This is a genomic window from Serratia sp. BIGb0234, from assembly GCF_024809915.1.
Lineage (GTDB): Bacteria > Pseudomonadota > Gammaproteobacteria > Enterobacterales > Enterobacteriaceae > Serratia > Serratia liquefaciens.
Genome location: NZ_JANUEI010000008.1, coordinates 120831 through 138384, shown reverse-complemented (window position 1 = coordinate 138384; position 17554 = coordinate 120831). Strand labels below are relative to the sequence as shown.

General features: G+C 56.2%; 19 protein-coding genes. 11 read left to right on the top strand and 8 right to left on the bottom strand.

The window, feature by feature from the left end; genetic code table 11:
* Positions 1–16 precede the first annotated feature (16 nt).
* The 5 genes from phnL to phnP are packed head-to-tail and all read left to right on the top strand — an operon-like array spanning position 17 to position 3822.
* Positions 17–721, top strand: coding sequence for a phosphonate C-P lyase system protein PhnL (phnL, locus tag M2407_RS22720; protein ID WP_020824977.1), 705 nt, complete (start codon positions 17–19; stop codon positions 719–721).
* Entirely contained in the window at positions 721–1857 is a 1137-nt protein-coding gene (gene phnM / locus M2407_RS22715; RefSeq protein WP_048762825.1) for an alpha-D-ribose 1-methylphosphonate 5-triphosphate diphosphatase, read from the top strand. Before phnL ends, phnM begins: the two co-directional genes overlap by 1 nt.
* On the top strand, positions 1857–2426 hold the full coding sequence (phnN, locus tag M2407_RS22710) for a ribose 1,5-bisphosphokinase (protein ID WP_259219924.1): 570 nt from the start codon (positions 1857–1859) through the stop codon (positions 2424–2426). The genes phnM and phnN overlap by 1 nt, the downstream gene beginning before the upstream one ends.
* On the top strand, positions 2423–3025 hold the full coding sequence (locus M2407_RS22705; protein ID WP_259219922.1) for an acetyltransferase: 603 nt from the start codon (positions 2423–2425) through the stop codon (positions 3023–3025). The genes phnN and M2407_RS22705 overlap by 4 nt, the downstream gene beginning before the upstream one ends.
* Before the next feature lie 14 nt (positions 3026–3039).
* On the top strand, positions 3040–3822 hold the full coding sequence (phnP, locus tag M2407_RS22700) for a phosphonate metabolism protein PhnP (protein ID WP_259219921.1): 783 nt from the start codon (positions 3040–3042) through the stop codon (positions 3820–3822).
* Here the strand turns inward: phnP and M2407_RS22695 are convergent.
* The gene (locus tag M2407_RS22695; RefSeq protein WP_259219918.1) at positions 3773–4411 is read right to left on the bottom strand and encodes an NAD(P)H-binding protein; all 639 of its coding nucleotides are present in this window, start codon (positions 4409–4411) and stop codon (positions 3773–3775) included. The two genes, phnP and M2407_RS22695, sit on opposite strands and share 50 nt — an antisense overlap.
* A gap of 47 nt (positions 4412–4458) precedes the next feature.
* A complete protein-coding gene (locus M2407_RS22690; protein WP_020824971.1) occupies positions 4459–4887 on the bottom strand; it encodes a YhbP family protein in 429 nt (142 codons plus the stop codon).
* A 438-nt stretch (positions 4888–5325) separates the two neighbouring features.
* Between M2407_RS22690 and speFL the strand changes: the two genes are divergently transcribed.
* The 4 genes from speFL (at position 5326) to M2407_RS22670 (ending at position 9647) form a co-directional block, all read left to right on the top strand.
* Entirely contained in the window at positions 5326–5430 is a 105-nt protein-coding gene (speFL, locus tag M2407_RS22685) for a leader peptide SpeFL (protein ID WP_112363015.1), read from the top strand.
* A 269-nt stretch (positions 5431–5699) separates the two neighbouring features.
* Complete coding sequence (gene speF / locus M2407_RS22680) at positions 5700–7862, top strand: ornithine decarboxylase SpeF (protein ID WP_217331481.1); 2163 nt, start codon at positions 5700–5702, stop codon at positions 7860–7862.
* Positions 7863–7925: 63 nt separating this feature from the next.
* Complete coding sequence (potE, locus tag M2407_RS22675; protein ID WP_115060310.1) at positions 7926–9242, top strand: putrescine-ornithine antiporter; 1317 nt, start codon at positions 7926–7928, stop codon at positions 9240–9242.
* A gap of 90 nt (positions 9243–9332) precedes the next feature.
* The gene (locus M2407_RS22670) at positions 9333–9647 is read left to right on the top strand and encodes a GIY-YIG nuclease family protein (protein ID WP_259219916.1); all 315 of its coding nucleotides are present in this window, start codon (positions 9333–9335) and stop codon (positions 9645–9647) included.
* On the opposite strand, the gene M2407_RS22665 is transcribed toward M2407_RS22670, so the two are convergent.
* Positions 9634–10137 carry a GNAT family N-acetyltransferase gene (locus M2407_RS22665; RefSeq protein WP_130016093.1) on the bottom strand — a complete coding sequence of 168 codons (504 nt, stop codon included), beginning with the start codon at positions 10135–10137 and terminating at the stop codon, positions 9634–9636. The two genes, M2407_RS22670 and M2407_RS22665, sit on opposite strands and share 14 nt — an antisense overlap.
* Positions 10131–10652 (bottom strand): SCP2 domain-containing protein, encoded by a 522-nt coding sequence (locus tag M2407_RS22660; RefSeq protein ID WP_020824966.1) that lies wholly within the window; start codon positions 10650–10652, stop codon positions 10131–10133. Before M2407_RS22660 ends, M2407_RS22665 begins: the two co-directional genes overlap by 7 nt.
* Positions 10653–10906: 254 nt before the next feature.
* On the opposite strand from M2407_RS22660, the gene M2407_RS22655 reads away from it, so the two are divergent.
* Both M2407_RS22655 and M2407_RS22650 read left to right on the top strand, forming a co-directional pair.
* Positions 10907–11902 (top strand): peptidase U32 family protein, encoded by a 996-nt coding sequence (locus M2407_RS22655; protein WP_044553975.1) that lies wholly within the window; start codon positions 10907–10909, stop codon positions 11900–11902.
* A gap of 11 nt (positions 11903–11913) precedes the next feature.
* On the top strand, positions 11914–12792 hold the full coding sequence (locus M2407_RS22650; protein WP_020824964.1) for a U32 family peptidase: 879 nt from the start codon (positions 11914–11916) through the stop codon (positions 12790–12792).
* Positions 12793–12860: 68 nt separating this feature from the next.
* Here M2407_RS22650 and M2407_RS22645 read toward each other — a convergent pair whose 3' ends face one another.
* From M2407_RS22645 to M2407_RS22630, 4 genes are all read right to left on the bottom strand, one after another.
* Positions 12861–13982, bottom strand: coding sequence for a cupin domain-containing protein (locus tag M2407_RS22645; RefSeq protein ID WP_115060314.1), 1122 nt, complete (start codon positions 13980–13982; stop codon positions 12861–12863).
* A gap of 104 nt (positions 13983–14086) precedes the next feature.
* Positions 14087–15229, bottom strand: a complete 1143-nt coding sequence (locus tag M2407_RS22640; RefSeq protein WP_020824962.1) for an ABC transporter permease — start codon at positions 15227–15229, stop codon at positions 14087–14089.
* Complete coding sequence (locus M2407_RS22635) at positions 15226–16380, bottom strand: ABC transporter permease (protein ID WP_020824961.1); 1155 nt, start codon at positions 16378–16380, stop codon at positions 15226–15228. The genes M2407_RS22640 and M2407_RS22635 overlap by 4 nt, the downstream gene beginning before the upstream one ends.
* Positions 16362–17333 (bottom strand): HlyD family secretion protein, encoded by a 972-nt coding sequence (locus M2407_RS22630; RefSeq protein ID WP_020824960.1) that lies wholly within the window; start codon positions 17331–17333, stop codon positions 16362–16364. The genes M2407_RS22635 and M2407_RS22630 overlap by 19 nt, the downstream gene beginning before the upstream one ends.
* Positions 17334–17554: the final 221 nt, after the last annotated feature.

The window sequence follows — 17554 nt, the reverse complement described above, 5'->3', positions numbered from 1 at the left end:
CTCAAGGTAATAACAGATGACTATTCAAATCCGGGTTGAACACCTCAGCAAAACCTTTGTGCTCCACCAGCAGCACGGCACGCGGCTGCCGGTGTTGCACGACGCCAACATGACGGTCAGCAGCGGCGAGTGTGTGGTGCTGCACGGCCATTCCGGCAGCGGAAAATCAACCCTGCTGCGCTCGCTGTATGCCAACTATCTGCCCGACAGCGGCCATATCTGGGTCAACCATCAGGGGGAATGGCTGGACATGGTGCAGGCCGAAGCGCGCCAAATCCTGGCGGTTCGCCGTCATACCCTTGGCTGGGTCAGCCAGTTCCTGCGAGTGATCCCTCGTATCAGCGCACTGGACGTCGTGATGCAGCCGTTACTGGAACAGGGTGCCGATCGCGCCGAATGCCGTGAACGCGCCGAAACCTTGCTTAACCAGCTCAATGTGCCGCAGCGTCTGTGGCAGTTGGCGCCTTCGACTTTCTCCGGCGGCGAGCAACAGCGGGTGAACATTGCGCGCGGCTTTATTGTCGATTATCCGATTTTGCTGCTGGACGAACCCACGGCGTCACTCGACAGCCGCAACAGCGCGGCAGTGGTCGCCTTGATCGAACAGGCTAAACGGCGCGGCGCGGCTATCGTCGGCATTTTTCATGATGAGGGCGTCCGTCAGCAGGTCGCCGACCGGTTATATGACATGCAGGCGCCACAGGCGCTGGAGATCCTCTGATGATCATCAATAACGTGAAGCTGGTGCTGGAAGATCAGGTTGTCGAAGGATCGCTGGAGATCAACGACGGCACGATCCGCAGTTTTGCCGATACGCCCAGTCAGTTACCCCAGGCACTGAACGGTGAAGGCGGCTGGTTGCTGCCTGGCCTGATCGAATTACACACCGACAACCTGGACAAGTTTTTCACCCCGCGCCCCAACGTCGACTGGCCGGCCCATTCGGCCATGAGCAGCCATGATGCATTGATGGTGGCCAATGGCATCACCACCGTGCTGGACGCAGTGGCCATTGGCGACGTACGCGACGGCGGTCACCGACTGGAGAACCTGCAAAAAATGATCGACGCGGTGATCCACAGCCAGCGTGCGGGGGTGAATCGCGCCGAACACCGGTTGCACCTGCGCTGCGAACTGCCGCACGACAGCACCCTGCCGTTGTTCGAACAGCTGATGGACAAGCCGGGCGTGTCTCTGGTGTCGTTGATGGACCATTCGCCGGGTCAGCGCCAGTTCGCTTCGCGAGAAAAATACCGCGAATATTATCAGGGCAAATACAACCTCAATGACCAGCAGATGAGCGACTTTGAGGAGCAGCAAATCGGGCTTTCCGCTCGCTGGGCCACGCCAAACCGCGAAGCGATCGCCGCTCACTGCCGGGCACGCAAGATCTCTCTTGCCAGCCACGACGACGCGACCGCCGAACACGTAGCCGAGTCCTGTGCGCTGGGCAGCGCCATTGCTGAATTCCCCACCACCGAAGCCGCAGCCCTGGCCTCGCATCAGCAAGGATTACAGGTGCTGATGGGGGCGCCGAATATCGTGCGCGGCGGTTCCCACTCCGGCAACGTGGCAGCGCACCATCTGGCGGCGTTGGGGGTGTTGGATATTCTGTCTTCCGATTATTACCCGGCCAGCCTGCTGGATGCGGCATTTCGTATCGCGGCCGACGAGCGCAACGGCTACGGCTTGCCGCAGGCGGTGCAGATGATCACCCGCAACCCGGCGAAAGCGCTGGACTTGCAGGATCGCGGGACCATCGCCGAAGGATTACGGGCAGATTTGGTACTGGCGCGGCCGCACGGCGAGCATATCTACGTGCAGAACGTGTGGCGCCAGGGCAAGCAGGTGTTCTGATGGCACAGCTTATCTATCTGATGGGGCCTTCCGGGGCCGGGAAAGACAGCCTGCTGGCCGCCCTGCGCGCCCATGCCGACAGTGCGCCGCTGGTGGCGCACCGTTATATCACCCGGCCGGCAGACGCCGGCTGCGAGAACCATATTGCGCTCAGTGAACCCGAATTTTTGCGCCGCCGCGCCAAAGGCCTGTTCGCCCTCGACTGGCACGCGCACCAGCATCATTACGCTTTTGGGATCGAAGTGGATCTTTGGTTGCTGCAGGGGATCGATGTAGTGGTCAATGGCTCGCGCGCTCACTTATTGCAGGCGCAGCAGCGTTATGGCGCACAGCTGCTGCCGGTTTGCCTGCAGGTCAGTACGCATATTCTCCGCCAGCGGCTGCAAAACCGCAGACGCGAAAATGCCGAGCAGATCGAACAACGATTGGCGCGAGCGGCAGAGTACCAGGAAAAACTCCCTGCCGGTTGCCGATGGTTGGATAACGACGGCAACCTTGATGACACGCTGGCGGCGCTGTTGGCGCTGCTGCCCTCTTTGGCAAAACAACCACAGGATGCCGTGCCATGAACGATGCTGCACAGCCGAAAATCGGTAACAACGTGACGCTTAACCGCAGTCGCTTAGGCCAATATGTACATCTGGCCGACGATGCGATTCTGGAAGAGGTGGAGATGGGTGACTACTCCTATACCGCCGGACACAACCAGATTTTTTACGCCACCATCGGCAAATTCGTGTCAATTGCCTCTTATGCACGCATTAATCCTGGCAATCACCCCAGTTACCAGCGTATCGCCCAACACCATTTCACCTACCGCGCTTCAGAGTATGACCTGGGAGAAGACGACGAAGCGTTCTTCGACTGGCGGCGCGAACAGCATGTGACTATCGGCCACGACGTCTGGATCGGTCATAACGCCATCGTCATGCCCGGCGTCAGCATCAGCAACGGTGCCGTTATCGGCAGCGCGGCCGTCGTCACCAAAGATGTCGCCCCCTATGAGATTGTCGCCGGCGTAGCGGCCAAAAAGATCGGCATGCGTTTCGACGACGCCCTGATCGAACGCATTGAGCGCAGCCAGTGGTGGCACTGGGACCACCAGACGCTGCAACAACGGTTGGCGGATTTCCGTGATATCCATGCCTTCGCGGAGAAGTATTTATAATCGGGAGTGACGACATGCAACTGACGTTTCTCGGCACCGGTGGCGCGCAACAGATCCCGGTGTTTGGCTGTGATTGTCTGGTCTGTCAGCGGGCGAGGCGCGAGCCGGCGTTTCGGCGACGACCGTGCAGCGCCATGCTCAAATTTCAGGGGGAAACGACCTTGCTGGATGCGGGATTACCGTCGTTGGAACGGCGTTTTTCGGCGGGGGAAATTCAACGTTTTTTACTGACACATTACCACATGGATCACGTACAGGGGTTATTTCCTTTGCGTTGGGGGTGCGGAAATTTTATTCCGGTCTATGGTCCGGCAGACGAGCAGGGCTGCGATGACCTGTTCAAACACCCTGGTATTCTGGCGTTTCAACCGCCGTTAACCCCCTTCTCCCCCCTTGAACTGGGCGGGCTGCGCATCACACCGTTGCCGCTGCAGCATTCAAAAATCACGCTGGGCTATCTGATCCAGGCCGCTGGGGCATCGCTCGCCTACCTGACCGATACCGTCGGTCTGCCGCCCGATACCGACGCTTTTCTACGCGGAGTGCCGTTGGATTTGCTGGTTCTCGATTGCAGCCTGCCCCCTCAGCCGCAGGCACCGCGTAACCACAACGATTTGACCCGTGCGCAGGAAATTCAGCAACGCTTGCAACCAGGCCGTACCCTATTGACGCACATCAGCCATCATCTCGATTTGTGGCTGACGGACAATGAACTGCCGCCTGGCCTGGAGCTGGCGTTCGATAATCTCAGCGTGCACTGCGGTAACAATGCAGCCGATCGGATTCCAGCACCCTAACGCCGTTGCCAGGGCTGAACGCCTGCTCCAGCAGGGTTTGCGCCACGTCTTTGGCACTCACCGCTCGCCATTTGCCGGGCAGCAATTTAAACAGCGGCGCGGTGAGGCGCTCCAGCAAACGCGGCGAGGGCCGTGACCCCAGTAGCATGGATGGCCGCACCAGCGTCAGGCGCGGCCAATTCTGTTCACGCAGCGCCTGCTCCATTTCCCCTTTGGTGCGGTTATAGAGGAACGTAGAGCGCCTGTTCGCGCCTAACGCACTGACGGCCAGACAATGCTGCGCCCCTAACCGACGGCCAGTCAGCGCACTTTCCACCACCAGGGTGTAATCGACATAATGGAAATTAGCGTCGCTACCGGCTTCGCGGCGGGTCGTCCCCAGGCAGCAAAACACCATATCGACCGGCTGTTCACATTCAGTCAGCAGCGCAAACAAATCATCCCCTACCGGGTTCTCTAATTTTTCGTGCGGTGGCAATGGCCTGCGCGTTGGCGCCACGATCGCCGTGACCTGCGGATCACGCTGCAGCAGATGCAACAGTGCATTACCCACCAACCCAGTTGCCCCGACAATGAATACCCGTGCCATATGCCCTCCCGCTGATTGATGATGCTGAAAAGTATAGTTTGCGGTATTCAGACCCGCGCCCAGTGAAGCTTTTTACCGAAACCGAGGGTGTTGTCAGTCATCTTCACCTCCTGCAGATCCAACTGCCAGACCGGCGCCTTCATCATCTTGGCAATCGGGAAACGCTTGCAGTAACGTGCCCGTGCCAACGCCTCCTGCTCACCGTTCAGCATCGTCGCTTGCGCCCGATACTGAATGCCGCGGATCAAGGCGATGGTCTTCGGTTTCGGCGCTATGGTGCCCACCACGCTGGCGTTTTGCAGCATCAGCTCACCGTGACGGGTGTGGGTTTCGGTCATCAACCACAGCGCCATCCGCTCGGCGTCAAACACGTAGAAACAATTGGCGCACCACATATCCATGCCGTTTCCCGCGCACAGCGTCAGTACGTGCTGCTTGCTGAGAAACTGTGCGATAGGTTGATGCTCATCGGTCATAGTCACTGTGAATTCTCCCCGTTAGCTTGTTTCATCTTAACCCGTGTTGTTGAGGCGGGTCACAAATAACAACAATGTCGGCAAAAATCAAAACAGAATAAACACCCACATAAAGTGAATTTATATACAAAATATCATTATATGGACTTATAACATAATAAAAACAAACTCACTTCAATTGCGCATTATACGCCCCTCTTAAACCCAATTTTTTTTGCTATTTCTCCCGCATAGGAAAAATCAGGTAGCAGAAAGGGCTATTTGTTATCAATCTATTTACATGCATAATCACTCTTTAGAGGTATTCTTATGCAACCGAATGCATAACCAGTGAATAGTTATTTACTTGAAGGTGTGTATGCGTGATGTATGTCACATATTTTGCTCAAGCCTGCGTTAAAATAGCGCCATCTTTTCACTCACAAAGGTGGATTAGAAATGGAAAACAACAACAGAAAAATGGCGCATATCAGGCGCACAACCCATATTATGATGATGGCTCATCGTAGTTGCTTTAGCTTCGCTTTCTTTAACTTCAGATAACCTCCCTCCTCGTTCGTCCTTATTCCGAACGCAAGATATCATTACGACATATTTTTCACTCTGATCAACAGAGATAAACTCCTGTTGCTTACGCAGCGGAAAATATCGTAATTCATCTTCATGGGATAAGAACGCCGCCACAAAATAATAGAGTGAACTCAGGAATGCCTTCCGGCATGCCAGGTTCTCGTACACCTTTATTTTAATAAGGTATTAACGGCAGATTTAATTATTTGCCGATGGAATACCTTTGTCTGAAGAATGAGAAAATGAAAAAGTTAAAAATTGCCGCTAATGAAAAAACACTGGGCTGCTTTGAAACAGAACGTGAAATTGTCGATGTGCATCAGAGCGATTTCAATGATGTCGCCGCCATTGTGCTGTCCGTTGAGGACGTTGCAAAGGGCATGGTGACGCATCTCGAAGAGATCGGGTTGAACATCCCGCTGTTTGTGGCGGTTTGCTGCGAAGAAGAGTTGGACAATGCCGTATTACCGGCGCTGCACGGGGTATTTGAACTCTGCGGGAAAAACACCCAGTTCTACGGCAAGCAGTTGGAGGCCGCGGCGGTAAAATATGAAAAAGATCTGCTGCCACCGTTCTTCAACACGCTGACGCAGTATGTCGAAATGGGTAACGCCACCTTTGCCTGTCCGGGCCATCAGGGCGGTGAATTCTTCCGTAAACATCCGGCCGGACGTCAGTTCTTTGATTTCTATGGCGAGACGCTGTTCCGTTCCGATATGTGCAACGCGGACGTCAAACTGGGCGACTTATTGATCCACGAAGGGGCACCCTGTGCCGCGCAGCAACACGCAGCCAAGGTCTTTAACGCCGATAAGACCTATTTCGTGCTGAATGGGACCTCGGCATCAAACAAAGTTGCGACCAACGCCCTGTTAACACGCGGCGATTTAGTGTTGTTCGACCGTAATAACCATAAATCCAATCACCATGGCGCTCTGATTCAAGCTGGCGCAACGCCGGTGTATCTGGAGACCGCCCGCAACCCATTTGGCTTTATCGGCGGTATTGATGCGCACTGCTTCGATGAACGTTATTTACGTCAGCAAATCCGCGAAGTGGCGCCGGAGCGTGCCAATGAGGCCCGGCCTTTCCGTCTGGCAATCATCCAGTTAGGCACCTACGACGGCACCATTTACAACGCTCGCCAGGTGGTCGACAAGATTGGGCACCTGTGCGATTACATCCTGTTTGACTCCGCCTGGGTGGGCTACGAACAATTCATCCCAATGATGAAAGATTGCTCGCCTTTACTGCTTGAACTGAATGAAAACGACCCGGGGATCATTGTGACCCAGTCCGTTCACAAACAGCAGGCCGGCTTCTCGCAAACCTCACAAATCCATAAAAAAGACAAACATATCAAAGGCCAAAGTCGCTATTGCAACCATAAACGCTTTAACAACGCTTTTATGCTGCATGCTTCCACCAGCCCGTTCTATCCGCTGTTTGCCGCTCTGGACGTCAATGCCAAAATGCATGAAGGGAAAAGCGGTCAGCGCCTGTGGAAGGAGTGCGTTCGCGTAGGGATTGAAGCCCGTAAAATGCTGCTGGAGACCTGCCAGTTAATCAAACCTTTTGTTCCAGACCAGATCGACGGCAAGCCCTGGCAGTCTTATGACACCGAGACAATGGCCAACGATTTGCGCTTCTTCAACTTTGTGCCAGGCGAGAAGTGGCATGCCTTTGAAGGCTATGCGGAATCGCAGTATTTTGTCGACCCTTGCAAGCTGTTGCTCACCACGCCGGGCATAGACACGGCGAGCGGTAACTACAGTGACTTCGGCATTCCGGCGACCATTTTGGCCAACTATCTGCGCGAAAACGGCATAGTACCGGAAAAATGCGATCTCAACTCGATCCTGTTCCTTCTCACGCCGGCCGAAGACATCGCCAAAATGCAGCATCTGGTGGCGCTGATTGCCCGCTTTGAAAAACACATCGAGCAGGATTCATTACTCAGTGAAGTCCTGCCCGCGGTATATAAAAGCAATGAGCAACGCTACAAGAATTATACCCTGCGTCAACTTTGCCAAGAAATGCACGATCTCTATGTCAGTTACGATGTTAAAGAACTGCAAAAAGAGATGTTCCGCAAGAATTATTTCCCTCGTATCGCCATGAACCCGCAAGATGCCAATACAGAATTTGTCCGCGGCAATATCGAATTGGTTTCATTGGCCAAGGCCGAGGGCCGTATTGCGGCAGAGGGTGCACTGCCTTACCCTCCGGGTGTTTTATGTGTCGTCCCTGGAGAAATATGGGGCGGCGCTGCACAGCGTTATTTCCTGGCATTGGAGGAAGGCATTAATTTACTTCCTGGTTTCGCACCGGAATTGCAGGGTGTTTATATCCAACAAGATGAAGATGGCTGGAATCGCGCTTACGGCTACGTCATGAGTAATTAATGACCTCACAAGGCGGTGAATATTATTCACCGCCCAGATCGCATCATAAAAGAGAGAATGATCATGAGTAAGTCTAATAATAAAATGGGGGTCGTGCAGTTAACGATCCTGACGGCCGTCAACATGATGGGGTCCGGCATAATTATGCTGCCGACCAAATTGGCCGAGGTAGGCACAATTTCTATTGTTTCCTGGTTGGTCACTGCGGTTGGTTCAATGGCGCTGGCCTATGCTTTCGCCAAATGCGGGATGTTCAGCCGTAAATCCGGCGGTATGGGGGGGTATGCTGAATATGCCTTCGGCAAATCGGGCAACTTTATGGCGAACTATACCTACGGCGTTTCGTTACTGATCGCCAATATCGCCATCGCCATTTCCGCCGTGGGTTACGGTACCGAGCTGTTTGGCGCCAACCTGAGCCCGTTAGGGATCTGTATCGCCACCATTGGTGTGCTGTGGTTAGCCACGGTCGCCAACTTCGGCGGCGCTCGCATTACCGGCAGGATCAGCGGCATCACCGTTTGGGGCGTCATCATCCCGGTGGTCGGGATTTCGATCATCGGCTGGCACTGGTTCAGCGGCAGCGCTTACGTCGCCGCGTGGAACCCGCATCAGGTGCCAACTTTTGAAGCCATTGGCGCTTCGATTTCCATGACCCTATGGGCTTTCCTGGGCCTCGAATCCGCCTGTGCCAATACCGATGTGGTGGAGAACCCAGAACGTAATGTGCCGATCGCCGTATTGGGCGGCACGCTTAGCGCCGCAGTGATCTATATCGTTTCGACCAACGTGATCGCCGGTATAGTACCGAATATGGACCTGGCCAATTCCACCGCGCCGTTTGGGCTGGCGTTTTCCCATATGTTCAACCCAACGGTCGGCAAGATCATCATGGCACTGATGATCATGTCCTGCGTCGGGTCGCTGCTGGGGTGGCAGTTCACCATCGCTCAGGTATTCAAATCTTCCGCCGACAGCGGTTTCTTCCCGAAAATCTTCTCGAAACTCAGCAAGGCGGACGCCCCGGTCAAAGGCATGCTGACCATCGTCGTTATCCAGAGCGTACTGTCGCTGATGACCATCAGCCCGTCGCTGAACAAGCAGTTCAACGTGCTGGTTAACCTGGCCGTGGTGACCAATATTATCCCCTACATCTTGTCGATGGCGGCGCTGATCATTATTCAGAAGGTGGCGAAAGTGCCGGAGAAAAAAGCGCGGATCGCCAACATCATTGCCGGCATTGGCGCGCTTTACAGCTTCTATGCGCTCTACAGTTCCGGTGAAGAGGCCATGATGTGGGGTGCCATCGCCACTTTCCTCGGCTGGACGCTGTACGGCATCGTTTCACCTCGCTTTGAAATGGCGGGCAAAAAAGGCTAATCGTAATCATCCGCAGGCGGACAGGGTGGGATTACGACGGCGAACATGCCATCATATTCCCACCCTGACCACCGAAGTTGCTGCTTATTCATGACCGATACCCTCTCCCCCTGGCACCTTTACATGCTGCGTCTGCCTAACGGCATGCTGTATACCGGCATTACTACCGACGTCGAACGACGTCTGGCGCAGCATCAGGCTGGCAAAGGTGCAAAGGCACTGCGGGGCAAAGGCGAGCTGGTGTTGGCGTTTCACTGCCTGGCGGGGGATCGTTCTAAAGCGCTAAGGCTGGAATACCGGGTGAAGCAACTGAGCAAAACGCAAAAAGAGAGGCTGGTGAATCACCCGCCTCTTACTTTGGATCATTTACTGCTACTGCCGGACGCTAAGATTAAAACCGGTTAAACGGCTCGGAAAACTCCACCGCCCCATGCGCATCATCCAGAGCATTTTCCGCCAGCGGATACACCTGGAAGGCGGCTTCGCTGCCCGGCCAACGGCACTGCAGCCCATAGGCGGCAGCCGGTTTAAAGCCAAAGCGGCCGTAATAAGCAGGATCGCCCAGCACCACTACTGCGGCATAGCTAAACTCATTGAGCGAATCCAATCCTTCGTAGATCAGTTTTTCACCCAGCCCTTGGCGACGCAGGCTTTCGTCCACCGCCAGCGGTGCCAGACCGACCCATTGGCGATCCTCCCCGGCCACGTCCACCGGACTGAACGCCGCATAACCTACCACGCCGCCTTCGTCGTCGGTGGCGACAATGCCCAGCGTCAGCAGGCCATCTTCGCGCAGTTGCTGCACCAGATCGGCCTCGTCGTCACGCCCAAAGGCACGACGCAACAGCGCGTCGATCCCTGCGGCATCTACCGGAATTTCTACGCGGATTAGCATGATACCGGCACACGGGAAGTTTGCACCGTGCCCTCCTGCAGCCCTGCTTCGACAAATTCAGCCAGTTGCAGCAGGCCCAGGCGCAATGGCGCAGGCATGGCTTCCAACTCGATGGCGTCCATCAGATTTTTTACATACAGGCCCAATTCGGTGTCCCCTTCAATCTGCAGCCGACGCTGAAAGAACAGCGTATCGGGATCTTGCTTACGCGCTGCGATAAGAATCAGATCGTTGGCGTCGCCGCTGAAGCTGACATCAGCCTCGGCATGTTGGCTGACAACCAGCTTGCCGTTTTCTACCGTCATAAACCAGTGTAGCGCCAGATCGCGGACTTCGATCTTTAACCAGCGCGATTCAAGAAATTCCAAATCGCCATCCGCCAACGCCTGGCGGAACTGCCAGCCCAGCACCTGTTCCAGAAGCTGGCGCTGCAAAGCAAACGGCGTGAATTTTAGCGGTACTCGCAGCAGCGACGGCCCCTGGCGCACAATGCGCGCTCGTAATTGTTCCAACACTGTCGTTCACTCCTTTCAACACAGATGCACTATTTTGCCACAGTGGCGCACGGCAGAAGCGCTCTATATCAACAAATAGTGCATTTCGCCGCCAGCTTTATCAATACGCCAGAAGCTGCCTCAAATCAAAGCCTGTTCAGCGCGCTTTCACTAAAATTGCCTCCCGATTAGCGTTTGCCGGTTAAAAACGGTCACCGGTAAACATTGTGACAGCCCGCATCCGCCATGGGTGCATGCTGAGTCAGGATAAATCTATGGAGCTGCTTTGTCCCGCCGGTAATCTGCCGGCCCTGAAGGCTGCGGTGGATAACGGCGCTGACGCCGTGTACATCGGCCTGAAAGATGATACCAACGCGCGCCACTTTGCCGGCCTCAACTTTACCGAGAAAAAGCTGCAGGAAGCGGTCGAGTACGTCCATCGCCACAACCGTAAGCTGCACATCGCCATCAACACCTTCGCCCACCCGGACGGCTATGCCCGCTGGCAGCGGGCGGTAGACATGGCGGCGCAGTTGGGTGCCGACGTGCTGATCCTCGCCGATTTGGCGATGCTGGAATACGCCGCCGAACGTTACCCGCAGTTGGAGCGCCACGTATCGGTGCAGGCTTCTGCCACTAACGAAGAGGCAATTCGCTTCTACCAACGCCATTTCGACGTCGGTCGGGTGGTGCTGCCGCGCGTGCTGTCGATGCACCAGGTTAAACAGTTGGCGCGTACCAGCCCTGTGCCGCTGGAGGTCTTCGCCTTCGGCAGCCTGTGCATCATGGCCGAGGGGCGTTGCTACCTCTCCTCTTACCTGACCGGCGAATCCCCCAATACCGTCGGTGCCTGTTCGCCGGCGCGCTACGTGCGCTGGCAGCAAACGGCTCAGGGTATGGAGTCACGCCTGAACGGCGTGCTGATCGACCGCTACCGGGACGATGAAAATGCCGGTTACCCGACGCTGTGCAAGGGCCGCTATCTGGTGGATGACGTGCGCTACCACGCGCTGGAAGAGCCCACCAGCCTCAATACGCTGGAACTGCTGCCGGAACTGCTGGCTGCCAATATCGCTTCGGTGAAGATTGAAGGCCGCCAGCGCAGCCCGGCCTATGTCAGCCAGGTTGCCCGCGTGTGGCGTCAGGCCATCGACCGCTGCCAGGCCGATCCGGCCGCTTATCAGGCCGAGGCCGGCTGGATGGAGGCGCTCGGCTCGATGTCCGAAGGCACCCAAACCACCCTCGGTGCCTATCACCGCAAATGGCAGTAGCAGGAGGACGCATGAAATACGCATTAGGCCCAGTGCTGTACTACTGGCCAAAAACCGAGGTCGAGAGTTTTTATCAGCAGGCGGTAAACAGCAGCGCGGAGATTATTTATCTCGGTGAAAGCGTCTGCACCAAACGGCGTGAAATGAAGGTGGGGGACTGGCTGGCGCTGGCGCAAGAGATAGCCCGCAGCGGCAAGCAGGTGGTGATCTCTACCCTGGCACTGTTACAGGCGCCGTCCGAGCTGAACGAACTGAAGCGTTATGTGGAAAACGGCGAATTCCTGATCGAAGCCAACGATCTGGGCACGGTGAACATGGCCGCGGAACGTGGCCTGCCGTTCGTCGCCGGTCACGCGCTGAATTGCTACAACGCCTACACCCTGCGTCTGCTGCACCGCCAGGGCATGACCCGCTGGTGTATGCCGGTCGAGCTGTCACGCGACTGGCTGGCCAAACTGTTGGCGCAGTGCGAAGAACTGGGCTTCCGCCAGCAGTTTGAAGTGGAAGTGCTGAGCTACGGCCACCTGCCGCTGGCCTATTCGGCACGCTGCTTCACCGCACGGTCTGAAGACCGCGCCAAGGACGAATGCGAAACCTGCTGCATCAAATACCCGCAGGGCCGCATGATGCGTTCCCAAGAACAGCAGCAGGTGTTCGTGCTCAACGGTATTCAGACCATGAGCGGCTACTGTTATAACCTGGGTAACGAATTGAGCGGTATGCAGGGATTGGTAGACATCGTGCGCCTGTCGCCGCAGAGCACGGAGACGTTGGCTCTGGTCGAACGTTTCCGTGCCAACGAGCAGGGTGCGCAGCCGTTAACGCTCACCGATCAAGCCGACTGCAACGGCTACTGGCGCCGGGTCGCGGGGCTGGAATTGGTGTCTTAATTCGTTGAGAAAATACAAAACTGCCGGGTAGGCGTAGCGCCACCCGGCAAGTCAGCCCACAGCGACAACTACTCTTTGAAGAACCAGTATCCCTGATTGATCAGCTCGGTCAGCTCAGCCACAAAGGCCGGATTTTGCAACGCATCACCCAGCTCCGGCTGGCCCAGCTCGGTATAGCGACACAGCGCATCGGCCGCACGATCGTCCACGGTGTTCAGACGCTCGCTGTTGACGAAGAAGCTGTCGCCGACCTGCAGCACACGCAGGCCGCTCAGGCGAGTCAGGGTTTCACCGCCCATCAGCGCATTCAGTACCTCTTCCGCTTCATAAGGGGGTTCCGCCATAGCGATATCCAGCTCATGACGTGGCGTAGTGGCAAAACGGCCAAACCACTGCTTAAAGTCTTCCGGTTGGCCGATCATTTCGAACATCATTGAGCGCAGGCGCTCAAGCTCATATTCTTCAACCCGGCCCGGATGTTCACGCAGGGTTAAATCAGGATCGCTGTAATGCGCACCACCCAGATCTTTTTCCAGCGCGTAATCAGCAAAGCTGCTGATCAAGTCGCGGCCGTTTGGCCCACGGAAGCCCACTGAATAGTTGAACGCCGTTTCGTGGGTAAAGCCGTCATGGGGAAAGCCTGGCGGGATGTACAGAATGTCGCCCGGTTCCAATTCTTCATCAATGATCGGCTCGAACGGATCAACGTGCAGCAGCGCCGGGTGCGGGCAGAACTGACGCATCGGCAAGGCATCGCCAACGCGCCAGCGACGGCGGCCCATCCCCTGAATGATGAACACATCATAGTTGTCGATATGCGGACCCACACCGCCTCCCGGCACCGAGAAGGAGATCATCAGATCATCCAGGCGCCAGTCCGGCAAGGCGCGAAACGGGCGCACCAGCTCGGCTGAGGGCGCATGCCAGTGGTTAACCGCCTGCGCCAGCAGTGACCACCCCGTTTCACCGAGGTCATCGAAATGTTCAAACGGACCGTTGCTGGCCTGCCATTTTCCCTCTGCGTTGCTCACCAGACGACTGTCAACCTCCTGCTCCATCGCCAGCCCCGCCAGTTCGTCTGGCGTGATAGGATCGACAAAATTTGGGAAGGCATTTTTCAAAACAACAGGTTTTTTCTGCCAATACTTCTCTAAAAACTCGGGCCAGTTCAGGTTCAGTTGGTAAGCCATACAATCACACCAGTAAGAAAATTCACGGACGTGATTATGCGAGACAGCGCGTCTGTCCACCTTGTTAAGGGTCAAGGAAATGGTGGGGCTCCCTTGCTGGAACGTTAATTAACCTGCCGTTTGCGGAACATACTGCGCAGCGCGACGCTGTTGCGTACGAAACCTACGCCGAAGCCCAACAGGGTGTAAACAATCCCCAGTACCAGCAGCATCGCCACGTCCCCCCACACTTCGTTCAGCGACAACCCCATCTGGTTAACCCCCGCAACGGCCTTGGTTGCCCAGGTGGAGGGAATGCTGTAGGAAATCGCCCGCACCCAGCCCGGCATCGCCTGCAGCGGCCAGATGGTGCCCGAAAGATAAAATATCGGCGTCGTAATAAACGCCAGCGTCAGGTAGATCATTTCGACGCTGCGCAGGCACTCGGTCACCAGCTTGCCCAACCCCAGCACCGCCAGTAAGAACGGGAAGGTCAGCAGCAGAATTTCCGCAATGCCCGCCGTTTGCCGGTAGCCCAGCACCCACGGCCACAGCACAAACAGCACGATCGACAGGAACAGCCAGATCGGCAGCAACGCCGTCAGCCCCCCCAGATGCGCCGCCAGCGGCGCTTTGCCCCCGGGCATGCTCTTCATGGCAATGCTGACGCGCACGCAGGCAATCAACAACGAGTGCTGCAACAGCATCACCAGCAGGCCGGGGAAGATGATCGCCGCAAAGCTGATGCCCGGGTTGAACACATCTAGCGTCTGCCCGACGATCGGCGTCAGGATCACCTGCGCCTGGCGTTCGCTGAAACCGCTGCGTAACAGCAGGCCGTTGTTGTACTGGGTCAGCAACTGCTGATAAGCCGCCACCACATCCTGCTGGATCTGCCCGTTGGCCAGGCGGTTGGTCGCATCGCCATACACCGGCACCACGATATTCTGGCCGCTCAGGATCTTCTTCTCCAGATCCACCGGCATGATGATCACCGCGAACAGCTTGCGCCAGCCAAGATCTCGCTGCGCCTGCTCAAGACTGTCGTAGGTTTCAATAGCGATTTTGGAGGTGGCGTCCAGTTGACGGATCAGCTGGCGACTGGCGGTGCTGTGGTCCTGATCGATGACGCCCACCGGCAGATCCCATACCGTGCGGTTGGCATAGACCATGCTCATGACGCACAACGACAGGATCAACATCAGCCACATCGGCCGCTCCAGCATGCCGAGCAGCACCCGGACGAAGGTTTGCCAATAAAGTTTCATCCTGCCCCCCCTTCTTTTAACAGCCGCGCCAACAGCCGGTTACGCACCAGCAGTGCGGTCACCAGCGGATAAATCGACAGCAACGCACAGACGCTGAAGATGGCGCTGGCAGGGACTTGCCGCAGGAATACGTCAAACATGGCGTACAACGCATGAGTTAACGGCTCAATATTAGAAATAATGCGCGCCGGCAGCGGCATCGACAGTTCCGGCACCGCCATGCCCGAAAAGGTCAGCGCAATACTCACCAAAATGGCGATCAGGCTGTAGGCGGTGATGGTGCTGCTGGTAAAGGTAAACAGCAGCAGGCCAATGCTCTGCGCCGCCATCACGTAGAAGAAACCAATCATCAGCATGAACAGCGGATTGCCGCTGACGCGGGCGTCAAAAATGCCCACCAGCGCGGCAATTTCAACCATCAGCAAGCTGGTGAAACATAAGGTGTACGGCGCCAACTTGCCGAGCAGCGCCAGGCTGAACGGCCGCGCCTTCAACAAGGATTTACTGCGTGCCAACACGTAAATCATGCAGGTCACTACGAACAGCTGCAGCAGGTGGATGGTGGCGGCAAACTGTTGATAATAAATATAGCTGCCGCTGGCGTTGAATAAACTGCCGTAGGAAAGCGTCACGTCCGCCAGGGGCGGCAGTGTTTTGCCCATCTCGCCGGCGATGATGCTGCGGTAGCTGGCGTTGATTTCGGTCATCAGGCCGCTGAAGTCCTGGGTGGAATACAGCCCCGCACCGTAAAACAGCGCATTGTAGTACATCACCACGCTCGGCTGTTTGCCAGCCAGCGCGTTGGCCTCAAAATCCGGCGGCACATACAGCAGCGCGTAATCCTGCGCGCTACGCAGGCGATGCAGCGATTCTTGCAGCCCACCGGGGTAAGCCTCGACGTGGGCGTGCGAACCGGCATCCAGACGGCGCGTCAGCGATTTGGATAGCGGGCTGTGATCGCTGTCCACTACCGACACCGGCAGATCGAGCAAGGTCCCTTCCGAAAAGTTACTGCTGATCAGACCAAACAGGATCAGCGGGAAGATCCAACTCAGCCAATGCACCACCGGGCTGCGGAAGGCAAGCCGACACTCGTTGCCAAACGCATGGCTGAAGCAGCGCCAGCCGGCCCTTACTCTTTCCATAGCCATAAGCTGCTCATCCCTGGGCGCAGGCCGTCTACCGGCTGTGACGGATACAGGCGCACTTCAAACGTTTTCAGATCGAAGTCACCGGTAGCTCGGGTGGCGCGTTTGGTGGCGTAGTCGCCCAGCGGGGCGATATAACGCACTTCCGCCTCGATCATTTTGTCCTTCAGTGCCGGTACCCGCATCTGGACTTTGTCGCCCTTCCGCACGTGAGCCAAAATATCTTCACGCAGGTTAAACACGAAATAAGCGTCCGGTATGCGGATCAGCGTCAGCAATGGGCTACCCGCATTCAACAACTCGCCCACTTCTGCCGGTATTGGCCCAACTTCGCCGGTCACCGGAGCTAATACCTGCAAGTCGTCCGTCTGGGCTTTCACCTGCAGCAAGTTTTCTTCCGCTGCTCGCAGTGCCGCAGCGTACTGTTGCCGTAATTCGACACGGTCGCCGTTAATCCCTTCGTCCAGGTTGGCTTTGGCCGCCTGCACCTGTTGGAAAGCGGTATCGCGCGCGCGGCGTGAAGCGTCCAATTCAGATTTCGAAATATAACCTTTACCGGCCACGCTCAGGTTGCGGTTGTAGTCGTTTTGCGCGTTGCGATATTGCGCTTCGGACTGCGCCAGGTTGGCGCGCAGGTTGCGGATGCTTTCTTCACGCGTGCCGTGTAGCGACTGCTCGAGCTGCGCTTTGGCCTCATCGCGCGACGCCTGCGCGGAACGCAGTTGCGCCATCAGTTCCGGGCTGTCGAGATGAATCATCACTTGCCCTGCCTGCACGTCGTCCCCACGCTCCACCAGACGTTCAATCACTCGTCCCTTAGCCTTGGAAGCCACAATCACCTCAGGCGCATCCACTTCGCCCTGCAACAACAAATCCTGATTATGCGCGCGGAACAATATCGCCATGGCGATCGCCACCACCATCAACAGTAGGGTAAACAACGTCTTTTTTTTCATTCTCTCAGCTCCCTGAGCAATAAGCGGCAGGTGAAATCATCATGTCCATATCTCAATAAACTCCCAAAAAAACCATTTTAGTCATAAGGATATTCCGAGCACATATATCCTCTTTTATAACTATAAATTGGATTATGCTTTTAACACTAAAAGCACATTATGCTTTGTAGTTTGCAGACTTCTGCAATCGCCCTTTAAGCGATCACCTTTTGATGGACGAT